Raw genomic sequence first — 13,089 nt, 5'->3', positions numbered from 1 at the left:
AGGGCAGCGCACCCGGTGCAGGGCAGCGCACCCGGCGCGGGGCAGCGCACCCGGTGCGTCCGTAGGGTGCGGAGCGTGGAGCGAATCCTGCGTTGGGTGAGCGAGCAGACCGGCAGCGGCGTCGACACGGTGACCCCGTTGCGCGGCGGCTGGACGTCCGAGATGCGCCGCGTCCGGCTCGTCGACGGGCGGGAGGTCGTGGTCCGCTCGTTCGTGACCGAGTTCTTCCGCCGGCACGCGGAAGGTCTGCTCGACCGCGAGGCCGGGATGCTCCGCGCCCTCGCCGACGTCGGCAGCGTCCCGGCGCCGCGGCTGCTGGCGGTCGACTCCACCGGCTCGTCCGGCGAGGCGCCGTCCCTCGTCATGTCGTTGCTGCCCGGCGCCGTCGATGTCCACACCGACCGCTCGACCGAGCTCGCCCGGCAACTCGTCGCGATCCACCGCGTCCAGATCGATCCCCGGCCGCGCGATTTCCAGGTCTGGGTCGTCCCCGGCCAGGTCCGCGTGCCCGAGGCAACCAACCGTCCCGAGGTCTGGGCCCGCGCCGTCGAGGTCGTCGCGCGCGAACTTCCGCCGTACGACGGGGTGCTGCTGCATCGGGACTTCCATCCCGGCAACGTGCTGTTCGACGGCGACCAGGTCAGCGGCGTCGTCGACTGGGTCGAGACCTCCTGGGGACCGGCCGACCTGGATGTCGCGCACTGCTCGACGGCACTGGCCCTGCTGCACGGACCGAAGGTCGGCCTGCGCTTCGCCGACCACTACGTCGCCGCCGGCGGGCAGCTGTCCGAAGAGCTCCGGCACTGGCAGGTCCTCGACGCGCTCGGCTTCGCCCCGGACGCCGAGAAGGTCGCGGGCCCGTGGCGCGATCTCGGGCGCACCGACCTGACGCCCGGCGTACTGCAGGATCGGCTCGAGACCTGGCTGCAGCAGGTGCTCTAGGGAACGCCGAGCAGCCGAAGCCCCGCGGCAGTGGCCGCGGCGGCGACCACGACCAGCACGAACGGCGCTCGGCGCCAGGCGAGAACGCCACCGACCAGCACGCCGACAGGTCGCGCGATTCCCGCGTACGTGTGCCCGACGGTGAACGTGGCCGTGGCAACCAGCGCCGCGAGCAGGACGACCGCGGCGGTGGAGAGCAGCTGCCGCGTCCGCTCGGAGAGCTCGAAGCGGGCGCGCATCAGCGGACCGGCGAACCGCAGCGAGAAGGTGCCTGCGGCAAGGATCAGGATCGCGACGAGGATCAGGGGTTGGTTCATCAGACGGGTTCCAGGGTTCTGATCGGGCGGTGGAAGAGCAGACCGGCGAGCGCCAGCAGCACCGGCAACCCGGCCGGCAGGAACGGCGTCGCCGCGAGTGCGACGACCGAGCCGACCAGCGCCGCCGTACGAGTCGCTTTGTCCTTCAGCGCGGGCAGCACCAGCGCCAGCAGGACGGCGGGGAACGCCGCGTCCAGCCCGAACGCGTCGGTGTCCGTGATCACCGACCCGGCCAGCGCGCCGACCAGCACCCCGGCGTTCCAGCTGATGAAGATCCCGATCCCGCACAGCCAGTACGCCGCGCGCTTGTGCCGAAGCTCCTCCTGGCCGAGCGCGAACGCGACGTTCTCGTCGGTCATCAGGTGGCTTCCGGCCACCCGGCGCCAGCCGCCGCCGAGCACGTCGCTGACCGCGAGCCCGAACGCGACGTGCCGGCTGTTGACCAGCAGCCCGGCGATGGTGGCCGCGACCGGCGAGCCGCCGGCCGCGACGATCCCGACGAACAGGAACTGCGACGCGCCCGCGAACACCAGCAGCGACATCGCGACCGGCACCCACAGGCTCAGTCCCCCACCGACGCTGATCGCGCCGTACGAGAGCCCCACGACGCTGTCGGCCAGGCAGACCAGTGCGATGTCTCGGGCCAGGCCCGGGTCGAGTGTTCGCCAGATCGAACGCATGGGTTTTATGATGAACAGAGCGTACGACGTTCGTCAAGTCGAACGCATGGACCGATGGAGCGAACACTCTTGGAGCGAACACTGTTGGACGCCAAGGCACCACTCGACGTGATCGCGGGCTCGTTGCGCCGCGAACGGGCCCGGACCGGACTGTCGCTGAGCGAGGTCGCCAAACGGGCCGGTGTCGCCAAGTCCACGCTGTCGCAGCTGGAGTCCGGCACCGGCAACCCGAGCGTCGAGACGCTCTGGGCGCTGTGCGTCGCGCTGGAGATCCAGTTCGGCGACCTGATCGACCCGCCGCGGCCGAAGGTGCAGGTGATCCGGGCCAACGAGGGCCCGGCGATCCGGTCCGAGAAGGCCGACTACAGCGCGACCCTGGTCGCCTCCTGCCCGCCCAACGCGCGCCGCGACCTCTACCGGCTGACGATCGATCCCGGCCCGGGCCGCAAGTCCGAGCCGCACATGCCGGGCACGATCGAGCACGTCGTCCTGAGTACCGGCCGGGCCCTGGTCGGCCTCGCCACCGAACCGGTCGAGCTCAACCCGGGCGACTACATCGCCTACCCGGGTGACCTCCCGCACGTGTTCCGCGCGCTGGAACCGAACACGACCGCCGTGCTGGTGTCGGAAACGTCGTAGAACTCAGACCTTCCGGCCGACGGCGCCGACGATGCACTCCTCGACCTGGTTCAGCGGCTTGAGCCGTGGGCCGTCCGGCCACCAGTCGTCGCAGAGCACCAGGCCCGGGTCGACCAGCTCCTGGCCGGGGAAGAACTCCATCAGTTCCTTGCGGGTGCGGAACCTGCCGCTGCCCATCGGGCTGTGGATGAACTTCTCCTCCATCCGCTGGGCGACCTCGGTGTGCTCCGGAGTCTCCGGGTCGAAGAAGTGCGAGATCGCCGTGTACGACCCGGGGACCACCGCGTCGACGTACTTCTGCATGATCTGCGCACCTTCGGTGCCGATGTAGTGGTGCAGCGTGCCGGCCTGCATCACGGCGATCGGCTGGCTGAAGTCGAGGAACTCACGCACCTCGGGCTTGCTCAGCACCTCGTCCGGCTCGAAGATGTCGGCGCTGATGAACAGCGTGTTCTCGTTCTCCTCGAGCAGCGCGCGGCCGTGCGCGAGCACCACCGGATCGTTGTCGATGTAGAGCACCTTGGCGTTGGGCTGGATCCGCTGCACGACCTGGTGGGTGTTCTCGGCGGTCGGCAGACCGGATCCGCAGTCCAGGTACTGCGTGATCCCCGCCTGGCCGGCCAGGAACCGGCACGAGCGGATCAGGAAGTTCCGGTTCGACCAGGCCAGGTCCTGGGCCTGCGGCGCGGCGGCCTGGACCCCACGCAGCACCTCGCGGTCGACCTCGAAGTTGTCCTTGCCACCCAGGAAGGCGTCGTACACCCGGGCGATACTGGCCCTGGTGGTGTCCACACCCACCGGGACGGAACTCGGAGCCTTGGTGACATCGGACATGCGGCGACCTCACTCGGGGAGATTCGGCTGAAGTTCCCAGCCTATCCACATCGGAGCGGAAATATCACGCCCAGTAGCGGGTCCGGACTCCCCATCGGCGGACCGGACGTGCAAAGATCGGCGGGCACGTCGCGGGAGAGTCGACTGGGGAGGATCGCGGTGACCGAGGAGCAGGGCGCACTGGGCGGTCCGACCGCCCTGCGGATCATGCTCGGGGCCCACCTGCGCCGGATGCGCGAGGAGGCCGGGATCAGCCGCGGTGACGCGGGCTGGGCGATCCGTGGGTCGGAGTCGAAGATCAGCCGGCTCGAGCTCGGCAAGGTCGGCTTCAAGCCGCGCGACGTCGACGACCTGCTGACGCTGTACCGGATGCACGACGCCGAGGAGCGCGAACGGCTGCTCGAGCTCGCCCAGCAGGCGAACAACCCCGGCTGGTGGCAGCGCTACGACGACCTCACCCCGAACTGGTTCCACCCCTACCTCGGCCTCGAGGTCGCCGCGGACATGATCCGTACCTTCGAGTCGCAGTTCGTCCCGGGCCTGCTGCAGACCGCCGGGTACGCCCGCGCCGTCACGCAACTCGGCCACAGCGAGGCGCCGCTGCCGCCGGCCGAGGTCGAACGACTGGTCACGTTGCGGGTCGAGCGGCAAGCCGTGCTGACCCGCGGACTGCGACCGCTGCGGCTGTGGGCCGTTGTCGACGAGTCGGTCCTGCGCCGCGGCGTCGGCGAGCCCGGCGTACTGCGGGAGCAGCTCGAGCACCTGCTGGAGGTCTCGCGGCGGCCCAACGTCACGCTGCAGGTCATCCCGTTCGACAAGGGCCTGTACGCCGCGACCGGCGGCGCCTTCAGCATCCTTCGCTTCGCCGAGGCCGATCTGCCCGACGTCGTCTACATCGAGCACCTCACCAGCGCCGTCTACCTGGACAAGCGCGAGGACCTCGACAAGTACGTGATCACGATGGACGCCCTGTCGGTCGCCGCCGGCACGCCGCGCGAGACCGAGGAGCTCCTGAAGGACATCATCAAGACCACCGCGTAGTCCCTTGCTCAGAACGAGAAGGCGGCGCGGACCGCTTCCACCCGGTGCTTGACGTTGGACAGGAAGCTCTTCGGGACCGACCGGTCGGTGAACTGCGGCAGCGCCTCGCACTCCTGGTGCCCCGGGGCCAGGTGGACGGTCATCACGCGGGTCAGACGGGTGCCTTCGGCAACGGGTTCGAAGAGGTAGTCGACCTGGGCGCCGACGCCGCGCCAGCCGTACCGGTCGGTGGTGACGGTCCACCGCCGGCCCCACTCGGCGCGGCTGACCGTCCAGGTCGCCGAGAACATCTCGTCACCGCTCGCCAGCACCTGCGTGACCTGGTCGCCGGCCACCGCGCAGCGGTCGGTGACGCCGGTCGTGTGCACGACCAGCGGATGGGTGCGCAGCACGTTGCGCGGCATGGTCAGGAAGAAGTACGTGTCCTGCGGGTCCCGCCCGACGACCACCTGGTCGCGGGCCCGGATCACGCCCCCACTCGTCGGCCCCGGCATCCCAGCGACTCTACTGACGCGGGTCGGCCCCAGGAACCAGGTGAACGGCGGCTTAACTCATTCTTACTCCGACGACGTGTGGTGGTCGGTTCTGGTGAAGAAGTCACTCGGATCGGCCGTCGGCCGGGGAGTTGTCTCCAGCCAGGCGGCGAAGGTCTCCGGCTGCCGGCGTTCGAGCTCGTCGAGGTAGCTGAGCCGGGTCGCGGTGATCGCGATCCGCTCGTCCGCGGTCGCCGCCGACTCCAGTGCCGTGCTGCTCAGGCACCAGGCCAGGCAGAGCTCCTCGTCGGAGTACTGCTCGATCGTCGAGGCCGGGGTCCACAGATGCTTCACGACGTACGGCGAAGTCGCCGCGACCGCGACGGCCAGCGCGATCGTCGTCCAGCCGGCGGTCACGACGTACCCGCAGAGGGCGAGCGCGAGCGCGCCGGAGCGCAGCGACCACTTGGCGACCTGGCGCGCGACCTGGCGGGCCGGCCGTCCGTCGGCGAGACCGGCGCTGAGGTAGACCGAGCCGACCGTGCCCGCGCCCATCACGAACGTCATCAGACAGGTGGTCGGGCTGATCAGCAGGACGGCGGCGCCGGCACCGGCCAGCAGCAGGAACCCGACCACGGCCGTCCAGACGATCCGATAGCGCCGCCCACCGAAGAACCCCGTAGCCGCCATCTCTACCTCCTTCTCCCCAGTCAAGTGCCCACACCAGGTGTGGTCAATCCATGACGCCGAGTGTCGGAGAACAGGCTCAGGAAATCGGGGGCTCGGACCGCCGGGCCGGGTGCAGGCACGCCCACGGCCTGGGCGACCTCGACCCGGGCGAGTTCGGCCCGAACCAGGCGTCCAGTACGACGTCCTCACCGCTCGCCTCGACCTGCTCGGCCGGCTCGCGCTCGACCAGCCGCAGCAGCGCGATCAGCCGCCAGGCCGGTTCCCCCGTGATTTTCATTGCCCCGGGCCCCCTCTCTGGGGTCTATCGGGGAACGGGGCCCGAACGTTTCACCCGGGGTCCACCTGGTGGCCCGGGAGCTGTCGCCACTCGTCCTCGCGGATCGCGAACACCAGGTCGTCGATCCACTCCCCCTTGAAGATCGCGGCGTGCACGAGATGCGCCTCCTGGTGCATCCCGAGCCGGGTCGCGAGCTGCGTCGAGGCGGTGTTGCCGTCGATGATCAGCGCGTAGATACGGTGCAGCTTCAGCTCCTCGAAGCCGATCCTGAGCATGGCGTCAGCGGCCTCGGCGGCCAGTCCACGACCGTGGTACGCCGTGTTCAGCGCGTAACCGAGCTCGCCCTGGCGGTCGGTCTCACTGGCCCACTTGAGCAGGACCTCACCGATCACGGTCCTGGTCTCGCGCAGCTCGATCGCGAGCACGAGCCACTGCCCGGGCTCGGTCAGCTCGCCCTGGCCGAGCTTCACCTCGAGGGCCGCCTCGACCTGCGCGCGGTCGCGAACCGGCCACGGGACGTAGCGGACGACGTCGGGGTCGGAGTGGAAGGCGAGCAGGTCGTCGAGGTCCTCGCGCCGATGCGGGCGCAGATCCAGCCGCTCGGTCCGGATCGGGTAGTCGAGACGCATCGGCGGGTCCTCTCGTGGGTGAAGGCGCCAGGCTAATGCGCTCCCCGGCTCACCCCCGCCGCATTCTCCTCCCGCCCGCCTCAGCTCACCTGGGAGCTGTCGGTGGGCGGCGCTATGGTCGAGGACATGACCAGCTACCGCGAGTACCGAGCCCCCAAAGGCCTGGAGCCGCTGGTGGCCTGCCTGTGGGAGAGCGAGCCGGTACGAGGGAAGACGACGCGGGTGATTCCGGACGGGTGCGTGGATCTGGTGTGGCTCGGGAGTGAGCCGGGGCTTGTTGTGGCTGGGCCGGACACCGGTCCCTGGATCGCCGAGGCAAGCACCGCTGCGCCTGGGGCCAGCGGGCCGGGCGGCGCCGGGCCAGGCGAGACCACGTGTGCGATCCGGCTTCGGCCGGGAGCTGCGGGGGCGGTCCTCGGTCTGCCCGCCGCCGAGCTGCGCGACGCTCGGGTGCGAATCGACCTGGTCTGGGGCGCCGCCGGGCGCGACCTCACCGAAGCCCTCCAAACCGCCGCCCCCGCCCAGCGCCTCCGCGTACTGACTGAAACTGTCCTCCAGCGCCGCGCGACCCCAGACCCCCTCGCGGTGGCCGCCGCCCGACGCCTCGCCGAACCGGACACGAAGGTCTCCGCCGCGGCCGCCGACCTCGGCATCAGCGAGCGCCAGCTCAACCGCCGCCTCCAGCACGCCGTCGGCTACGGCCCGAAGATGCTCGCCCGGGTCGCCCGCCTCCGCCGCCTGATCGCCCAACCGGGTGACGCCCCGCTCGCGACCCGCGCCTTCGCCGCCGGCTACGCGAGCCAGGCCCACATGAGTGACGAAGTACGCCGGTTGACAGGCCTGACTCCCGGCCAGTTCCTGAAGGACGCCACCCTTACCGCAGCCTGAAGCACGTCCATTTCCTGAAAGACCCGCCATCCGCGCGCGGCCTAGCGTCGTATACATGACCGACCTCGACGCAGCCGAACAGTTCGTCCTCGCCAACGCGCGGCTGATCGACCGGCACCGGCTCGCCGTGCTGCTGCACGGCACCCCGGCCGGCCAGGTCGTCGACGCGCTCATCGCCTACCGAACCGGCGACGGCGGCTTCGGGCACGCGCTCGAACCCGACGTCCGCTGCCCGGGCAGCCAGACCTCCGCCGTGCTGCACGCCCTCGACGTCCTCGCAGCGATCGACGCGCTCGACCACCCGCTGGTCGGCGAGATCGGCGACTGGCTGACCACGATCACCAACCCCGACGGCGGCGTACCGACCGTCCTGCCGAGTGCGGACGGCTTCCCGCGCGCCCCGTGGATGGTCCCGGCGCCGGAGAGCGGCTTCCTCACCTACGCGATCGCCGGCAGGCTCTGGCAGGCCGGTTCGACCCACGCCTGGTTGCCCAAGGCAACCGAATGGTGCTGGAGGTCGCTGGAGCAGGCCGACGGCGTCGGCGGGTACACGGTGAAGTTCGCCCTCGACTTCCTGGACGCCGTACCGGACCCCGCCCGCGCCGCCGCGGCGATCGAGCGCTTCCGCCCGGCCCTCGACGCCACCGGCAGCCTCGCCGTCGAGGGCGGCACGGAGAACGAGAAGATCACGCCGATCACGCTCTCGCCCCACCCCGGTACGCCGAGCCGCGCGCTGTTCACCGCCGACCAGCTCGACGCCGACCTCGACCGCCTCGCGGCCGGCCAGCACGACGACGGCGGCTGGGACGTCGACTACCTGAACTGGTCCCCCGGCCAGGCCCTCGACTGGCGCGGCATCGCCACCGTCCAGGCGCTCACCACGCTCCAGGCGAACAAGCGCCTCTGACCCGAACAGCTCCGTACGCTGCTGGACATGCCCACGACCATCCGCCGCGCAGTTCCCGCCGACGCCGAGCTCGTCCGCACCCTGATCGGCGAGATCGCCGATCACCAGGACGAGGGCCAGTACGTCACCGTCACCGCCGCCCGCTGGCGCGAGCTCCTCGCCGACGACACCGTCACCGTCCTCCTCGCCGAGCAGGACGGCGAACCGGCCGGCTACGTCTCCGCCGTACGCCGCCTGCATCTGTGGTCCGGCGGCGACGTCCTGGCCCTGGACGACCTGTACGTCCGCGAACAGCACCGCAGCGCGGGCCTCGGCCGCCTCCTGATGCTCGAACTCGCCCGCCAAGCGGACGGCCTCACCATCACCTGGGGCATGCGCGTCGAGAACGAGGCCGCCCAGCGCTTCTACGCCCGCCTCGGCGCCACCCTCAAAACCAAGGTCCTCGCCGCCTGGCCCGCCAGCGCCTACACGCCTCAGCTCTAGAACAGCCGAGCGCCCACCGGCTCCTCCAGCTCCAGCAACAGCTGCTTGCGCCGCAGCCCTCCGGCGTACCCGGTGAGCTTTCCGCCCTTCCCGACCACCCGGTGACACGGCAGCACCACACACAACGGATTCCGCCCGACCGCCTGCCCGACGTCCCGAGCCAGCGCCTTGTCCCCCAACCGCTCGGCCAACTCGCCGTACGTCGTGGTCTCGCCGTACGGAATCTCAGCCAGCAGCCCCCACACCCGCCGCTGGAAAGCGTCGCCGAGCAGCCTGATCGGCACCTCGAACGACCTCCGCTCGCCCGCCAGGTACTCCCGCACCTCCGCAGCGGCCTGCGTCAGCAAGTCATCGCCCTCGACGCGCTCCCCGAGAAGCACCTCCGGCCGCGGCCAGTGGTTCGGGAAGTAGACCCCCACCAGCGCCTCCCCGGAGGCGACCAAGGTCAGGTCCCCCAGGCTGGTGCCGATCACGGTGTGCCGGTTGTTCATCGCAGTTCCTCTCGCCGGTTGCACCGATGAAACGGGCCAGCGGGCCAACGTGTGAGGCGTCACCCTCAGTACACGCCCCGGTGAGGTGGTCGAGGTCACCGAAACCCGCGGCCGGTGTGACGGTGTGCCGCCACTAAGGTGGAGGGCGCCATCTTCTTGGCACCCTGCACGTTGGCACACTGGGAGCGGAGTACACGGTGACAGACCCGACCATCATCTACACCCACACTGACGAGGCGCCGGCGCTGGCGACGTACTCGTTCCTGCCGGTGATCCAGGCGTACGCCGGGCAGGCCGGGGTCGCCGTCGAGACCCGGGACATCTCGCTGGCGGGTCGGATCGTGGCGCTGTTCCCGGACTTCCTGACCGCGGAGCAGCAGACCCCGGACGCGCTGGCCGAGCTCGGTGAGCTGGCCAAGACGCCCGAGGCGAACATCATCAAGCTGCCGAACGTGTCGGCCTCGATCCCGCAGCTGAAGGCCGCGATCGCGGAGCTGCAGAGCCAGGGCTACGCGCTGCCGGACTACCCGGACGAGCCGAAGACCGACGCCGACAAGGACGTCCAGGCCCGCTACGACAAGGTCAAGGGCTCCGCGGTGAACCCGGTGCTGCGCGAGGGCAACTCCGACCGCCGCGCGCCCGCCTCGGTGAAGAACTACGCCAAGACCCACCCGCACCGGATGGGCGCCTGGACCGCCGACTCCAAGACCAACGTCGCGACGATGGGCGCCGACGACTTCCGCTCGACGGAGAAGTCGGTCGTGATCCCCGCCGACGGCACGCTGCGGATCGAGCTGGCCGGCGACGACGGGACCACGACGGTGCTGCGCGAGTCGGTCCCGGTGCTGGCCGGTGAGGTCGTCGACGCGTCGGTGATGCACGTCGCGCCGCTGCGCGAGTTCCTCACCGCGCAGGTCGCCAAGGCCAAGGCCGAGGACGTGCTGTTCTCGGTGCACCTGAAGGCCACCATGATGAAGGTCTCCGACCCGATCGTGTTCGGCCACGTGGTGCGCGCCTTCTTCCCGAACACCTTCGCCCAGTACGGCGACGTCCTGGCCAAGGCCGGCCTGACCCCGAACGACGGCCTCGGCGGCATCCTCAACGGCCTGGCGGGGCTCCCGCAGGGCGACGAGATCAAGGCCTCCTTCGACGCCGAGCTCGCGGCCGGCCCGGCGCTGGCGATGGTCGACTCCGACAAGGGCATCACCAACCTGCACGTCCCCTCGGACGTGATCGTCGACGCGTCGATGCCGGCGATGATCCGTACGTCGGGCCACATGTGGGGTCCGGACGGCCAGGAGCACGACACCCTCGCCGTACTGCCGGACAGCAGCTACGCCGGGATCTACCAGGTCGTGCTCGACGACTGCCGCGCCAACGGTGCTTTCGACCCGGCGACGATGGGCTCGGTCCCGAACGTCGGTCTGATGGCGCAGAAGGCCGAGGAGTACGGCAGCCACGACAAGACCTTCGAGATCGCCACCACCGGGACCGTCCGGCTGGTCGACGCCGACGGCAACGCCGTCCTGGAGCAGGCCGTGTCGGCCGGTGACATCTTCCGCGCCTGCCAGACCAAGGACGCGCCGATCCGCGACTGGGTCAAGCTGGCCGTCACCCGGGCCCGGGCGACCGGCGACCCGGCGGTGTTCTGGCTGGACGAGACCCGCGCCCACGACGCGCAGATCATTGCCAAGGTCAACGAGTACCTGGGCGAGCACGACACCGACGGCCTGGAGCTGAAGATCCTGGCGCCGGTGGACGCGATCAAGCTGTCGCTGGAGCGGATCCGCCGCGGTGAGAACACCATCTCGGTGACCGGCAACGTGCTGCGCGACTACCTGACCGACCTGTTCCCGATCCTCGAGCTGGGCACCAGCGCGAAGATGCTGTCCGTCGTACCGCTGATGGCCGGTGGTGGGCTGTTCGAGACCGGCGCGGGCGGTTCGGCACCGAAGCACGTGCAGCAGTTCGCGAAGGAGAACTACCTGCGCTGGGACAGCCTGGGCGAGTTCTTCGCGCTGGCCGCGAGCTTCGAGCACCTGGCCCAGACCACCGGGAACGCCCGGGCGCAGATCCTGGCCGACACCCTGGACCGGGCGACCGCGACGTTCCTGAACGAGGACAAGTCGCCGACCCGCCGCGTCGGTGGCATCGACAACCGCGGCAGCCACTTCTACCTGTCGCTGTACTGGGCGCAGGAGCTGGCCAAGCAGACCGACGACGCGGAGCTGGCCAAGGCCTTCGCCGGGGTCGCCGAGACGCTGGCGGGCAACGAGCAGACCATCGTCGAGGAGCTGCTCGCGGTCCAGGGCAGCCCGGTCGAGCTGGGCGGCTACTACCAGCCGAACCCGGAGCTCGCCGCCGCCGCGATGCGGCCGTCCAAGACCTGGAACGACGCGCTCGCTTCCCTGTCCTGACGCAAGCCGAAGGGGGCGCTCACCCGGCCGGGTGAGCGCCCCTTCGTCGTACTGCATGGTTCCTCTGGGATCAGCCGCGCGCCAGCCTGCGCCGCGCGAGCTCGGCCAGCAGCGCGGCTGCTTCCGGTACGACGGAGTCGTCGAACGCTGCGAACGGCGAGTGGTTCGCCGGAGCGTTGTCCCAGTCGTCGGTGGCCGCCGCACCGAGATGCAGGAACGCGCCCGGCACCTCGGCCAGCACGTAGGCCATGTCCTCGGCCGGCATCGTCGGGTGCGCGTACTCGTGAAAGCGTTCGGCTCCGAACAGGTCGACGACGGCGTCCCGGGCCAGCGCGAACTCCTCGGCGTCGTTGTTCACCACCGGGTAGCCGGGCGTGAAGGTCACCTCCGCGGTCAGCCCGTGCGCCGCGGCGACGTGCTCGGCCAGCTGCCGAGCCGCTCGTTCCACCTTCTCCATGGTCGCGGCCGAGAACGCCCGCACGGTGGCGTCCAGGGTCGCTTCGGCCGGAATGATGTTCGACGTCGTCCCGGCGACCAGGCGCCCGACCGACACCACCACCGGGTCGAAGACGTCGAACTGCCGCGTGACCATCGTCTGCAAGCCCAGTACGATCTCCGCCGCCACCGGGACGGGGTCCTGGCCGCGGTGCGGGAGCGAGCCGTGCGTGCCGGCACCGAGAACCCGGATCTCCAACTGGCCGACCGCGGCCATCAGCGGCCCGGCCTTGCCGCGCCAGTGCCCGCGCGGCGTCTCGGTGGACTGCACGTGCAGCCCGTACGCCGCGACGACCCGCTGGCCGGCCGCGTCGAGCACACCCTCCTCGATCATCAGCCGCGCGCCGGCGTAGCCCTCTTCACCCGGCTGGAACATGAAGACCACGTCCCCGGCGAGCTGGTCACGCTGGGCGTGCAGGACCTTGGCGGCGCCGACCAGGGCCGCGGTGTGCAGATCATGGCCGCAGGCATGCATCCGGCCCTGGTGCCGGGAGGCGTACGGGAGGTCGAGCCGCTCGGTCAGCGGAAGGGCGTCCATGTCGCCACGGAGCAGGACCGCCGGGCCGTCGCCGGCACCGCGCAGGACCGCGGTGACCGAGCTCAGCTTGCCGCCCAGCGTGATCTCGAGGTCGAGATCACGCAGTGCCGCGAGGACGAGCGCCTGCGTGTTCGGCAGCTCGAGCCCCAGCTCCGGTGCCTGGTGCAGCGCCCGGCGCAGGTCGATCAGTTCGTTGCGGAAGTGCTCAGCCAGCTCGGTGGTACTCACCCGTCCACGGTAACGGGGACGGGTGAGGTTTCCCTGACAGCTGAGCGGCAGGTCCGGCGAGTTCCTGCCGCGTCAGCCACCTCGTGTTCGCCGTACTCAGTGCTCGTGACTCAGTGCTCG

General features: G+C 70.6%; 16 protein-coding genes. 7 read left to right on the top strand and 9 right to left on the bottom strand.

Features of this window, described 5'->3' with window-relative positions; all coding sequences use genetic code 11:
• The first annotated feature begins 96 nt into the window (after positions 1–96).
• A complete protein-coding gene (locus tag ACZ6Z4_RS05830; protein ID WP_465558569.1) occupies positions 97–942 on the top strand; it encodes a phosphotransferase family protein in 846 nt (281 codons plus the stop codon).
• Here the strand turns inward: ACZ6Z4_RS05830 and ACZ6Z4_RS05825 are convergent.
• Together ACZ6Z4_RS05825 and ACZ6Z4_RS05820 are read right to left on the bottom strand one after the other, a co-directional pair.
• Positions 939–1,259 (bottom strand): AzlD domain-containing protein, encoded by a 321-nt coding sequence (locus tag ACZ6Z4_RS05825; protein WP_465558567.1) that lies wholly within the window; start codon positions 1,257–1,259, stop codon positions 939–941. The genes ACZ6Z4_RS05830 and ACZ6Z4_RS05825 overlap by 4 nt on opposite strands.
• Positions 1,259–1,939: an AzlC family ABC transporter permease gene (locus tag ACZ6Z4_RS05820; protein ID WP_465558565.1), complete on the bottom strand. Its 681-nt coding sequence runs from the start codon at positions 1,937–1,939 to the stop codon at positions 1,259–1,261. Before ACZ6Z4_RS05820 ends, ACZ6Z4_RS05825 begins: the two co-directional genes overlap by 1 nt.
• Positions 1,940–2,008: 69 nt before the next feature.
• On the opposite strand from ACZ6Z4_RS05820, the gene ACZ6Z4_RS05815 reads away from it, so the two are divergent.
• A complete protein-coding gene (locus ACZ6Z4_RS05815; protein WP_465558562.1) occupies positions 2,009–2,578 on the top strand; it encodes a helix-turn-helix domain-containing protein in 570 nt (189 codons plus the stop codon).
• Between the two features lie 3 nt (positions 2,579–2,581).
• Here ACZ6Z4_RS05815 and ACZ6Z4_RS05810 read toward each other — a convergent pair whose 3' ends face one another.
• Positions 2,582–3,412, bottom strand: coding sequence for an SAM-dependent methyltransferase (locus ACZ6Z4_RS05810; RefSeq protein ID WP_465558560.1), 831 nt, complete (start codon positions 3,410–3,412; stop codon positions 2,582–2,584).
• A 207-nt stretch (positions 3,413–3,619) separates the two neighbouring features.
• Here ACZ6Z4_RS05810 and ACZ6Z4_RS05805 point away from each other — a divergent pair, with 207 nt between their 5' ends.
• The gene (locus tag ACZ6Z4_RS05805; RefSeq protein WP_465560584.1) at positions 3,620–4,453 is read left to right on the top strand and encodes a helix-turn-helix domain-containing protein; all 834 of its coding nucleotides are present in this window, start codon (positions 3,620–3,622) and stop codon (positions 4,451–4,453) included.
• An 8-nt stretch (positions 4,454–4,461) separates the two neighbouring features.
• Here the strand turns inward: ACZ6Z4_RS05805 and ACZ6Z4_RS05800 are convergent, their stop codons facing one another.
• From ACZ6Z4_RS05800 to ACZ6Z4_RS05785, 4 genes are all read right to left on the bottom strand, one after another.
• Positions 4,462–4,947, bottom strand: a complete 486-nt coding sequence (locus tag ACZ6Z4_RS05800) for a hypothetical protein (RefSeq protein WP_465558558.1) — start codon at positions 4,945–4,947, stop codon at positions 4,462–4,464.
• Between the two features lie 63 nt (positions 4,948–5,010).
• Positions 5,011–5,616: a hypothetical protein gene (locus ACZ6Z4_RS05795; RefSeq protein ID WP_465558556.1), complete on the bottom strand. Its 606-nt coding sequence runs from the start codon at positions 5,614–5,616 to the stop codon at positions 5,011–5,013.
• A gap of 76 nt (positions 5,617–5,692) precedes the next feature.
• A complete protein-coding gene (locus tag ACZ6Z4_RS05790) occupies positions 5,693–5,893 on the bottom strand; it encodes a hypothetical protein (protein ID WP_465558554.1) in 201 nt (66 codons plus the stop codon).
• 50 nt (positions 5,894–5,943) lie between these two features.
• Complete coding sequence (locus ACZ6Z4_RS05785) at positions 5,944–6,522, bottom strand: GNAT family N-acetyltransferase (RefSeq protein WP_465558552.1); 579 nt, start codon at positions 6,520–6,522, stop codon at positions 5,944–5,946.
• Positions 6,523–6,648: 126 nt separating this feature from the next.
• Between ACZ6Z4_RS05785 and ACZ6Z4_RS05780 the strand changes: the two genes are divergently transcribed.
• The 3 genes from ACZ6Z4_RS05780 to ACZ6Z4_RS05770 are packed head-to-tail and all read left to right on the top strand — an operon-like array spanning position 6,649 to position 8,800.
• Positions 6,649–7,410: a helix-turn-helix domain-containing protein gene (locus tag ACZ6Z4_RS05780; protein ID WP_465558550.1), complete on the top strand. Its 762-nt coding sequence runs from the start codon at positions 6,649–6,651 to the stop codon at positions 7,408–7,410.
• Positions 7,411–7,465: 55 nt separating this feature from the next.
• Entirely contained in the window at positions 7,466–8,317 is an 852-nt protein-coding gene (locus ACZ6Z4_RS05775) for a hypothetical protein (RefSeq protein WP_465558548.1), read from the top strand.
• Between the two features lie 27 nt (positions 8,318–8,344).
• Positions 8,345–8,800, top strand: coding sequence for a GNAT family N-acetyltransferase (locus tag ACZ6Z4_RS05770; protein ID WP_465558546.1), 456 nt, complete (start codon positions 8,345–8,347; stop codon positions 8,798–8,800).
• Here the strand turns inward: ACZ6Z4_RS05770 and ACZ6Z4_RS05765 are convergent.
• Complete coding sequence (locus ACZ6Z4_RS05765; RefSeq protein WP_465558543.1) at positions 8,797–9,291, bottom strand: methylated-DNA--[protein]-cysteine S-methyltransferase; 495 nt, start codon at positions 9,289–9,291, stop codon at positions 8,797–8,799. The two genes, ACZ6Z4_RS05770 and ACZ6Z4_RS05765, sit on opposite strands and share 4 nt — an antisense overlap.
• 197 nt (positions 9,292–9,488) lie before the next feature.
• On the opposite strand from ACZ6Z4_RS05765, the gene ACZ6Z4_RS05760 reads away from it, so the two are divergent.
• Positions 9,489–11,708 carry an NADP-dependent isocitrate dehydrogenase gene (locus ACZ6Z4_RS05760; protein WP_465558541.1) on the top strand — a complete coding sequence of 740 codons (2,220 nt, stop codon included), beginning with the start codon at positions 9,489–9,491 and terminating at the stop codon, positions 11,706–11,708.
• 70 nt (positions 11,709–11,778) lie between these two features.
• Here the strand turns inward: ACZ6Z4_RS05760 and ACZ6Z4_RS05755 are convergent, their stop codons facing one another.
• Complete coding sequence (locus ACZ6Z4_RS05755) at positions 11,779–12,969, bottom strand: M20 metallopeptidase family protein (protein WP_465558539.1); 1,191 nt, start codon at positions 12,967–12,969, stop codon at positions 11,779–11,781.
• Positions 12,970–13,089: the final 120 nt, after the last annotated feature.

The organism is Kribbella sp. NPDC104740, assembly GCF_055583505.1.
The sequence above is the reverse complement of the archived record's forward strand: the minus strand, read 5'-3'. Positions and strand labels throughout refer to the sequence as shown.

Excerpts from the sequence above, each read along its gene's own strand:
- ACZ6Z4_RS05825 (WP_465558567.1), bottom strand. The coding sequence starts at position 1,259 with ATGAACCAACCCCTGATCCTCGTCGCGATCCTGATCCTTGCCGCAGGC.
- ACZ6Z4_RS05820 (WP_465558565.1), bottom strand. The coding sequence starts at position 1,939 with ATGCGTTCGATCTGGCGAACACTCGACCCGGGCCTGGCCCGAGACATC.
- ACZ6Z4_RS05810 (WP_465558560.1), bottom strand. The coding sequence starts at position 3,412 with ATGTCCGATGTCACCAAGGCTCCGAGTTCCGTCCCGGTGGGTGTGGAC.
- ACZ6Z4_RS05805 (WP_465560584.1), top strand. The coding sequence starts at position 3,620 with ATGCTCGGGGCCCACCTGCGCCGGATGCGCGAGGAGGCCGGGATCAGC.
- ACZ6Z4_RS05800 (WP_465558558.1), bottom strand. The coding sequence starts at position 4,947 with ATGCCGGGGCCGACGAGTGGGGGCGTGATCCGGGCCCGCGACCAGGTG.
- ACZ6Z4_RS05795 (WP_465558556.1), bottom strand. The coding sequence starts at position 5,616 with ATGGCGGCTACGGGGTTCTTCGGTGGGCGGCGCTATCGGATCGTCTGG.
- ACZ6Z4_RS05790 (WP_465558554.1), bottom strand. The coding sequence starts at position 5,893 with ATGAAAATCACGGGGGAACCGGCCTGGCGGCTGATCGCGCTGCTGCGG.
- ACZ6Z4_RS05785 (WP_465558552.1), bottom strand. The coding sequence starts at position 6,522 with ATGCGTCTCGACTACCCGATCCGGACCGAGCGGCTGGATCTGCGCCCG.
- ACZ6Z4_RS05780 (WP_465558550.1), top strand. The coding sequence starts at position 6,649 with ATGACCAGCTACCGCGAGTACCGAGCCCCCAAAGGCCTGGAGCCGCTG.
- ACZ6Z4_RS05775 (WP_465558548.1), top strand. The coding sequence starts at position 7,466 with ATGACCGACCTCGACGCAGCCGAACAGTTCGTCCTCGCCAACGCGCGG.
- ACZ6Z4_RS05770 (WP_465558546.1), top strand. The coding sequence starts at position 8,345 with ATGCCCACGACCATCCGCCGCGCAGTTCCCGCCGACGCCGAGCTCGTC.
- ACZ6Z4_RS05765 (WP_465558543.1), bottom strand. The coding sequence starts at position 9,291 with ATGAACAACCGGCACACCGTGATCGGCACCAGCCTGGGGGACCTGACC.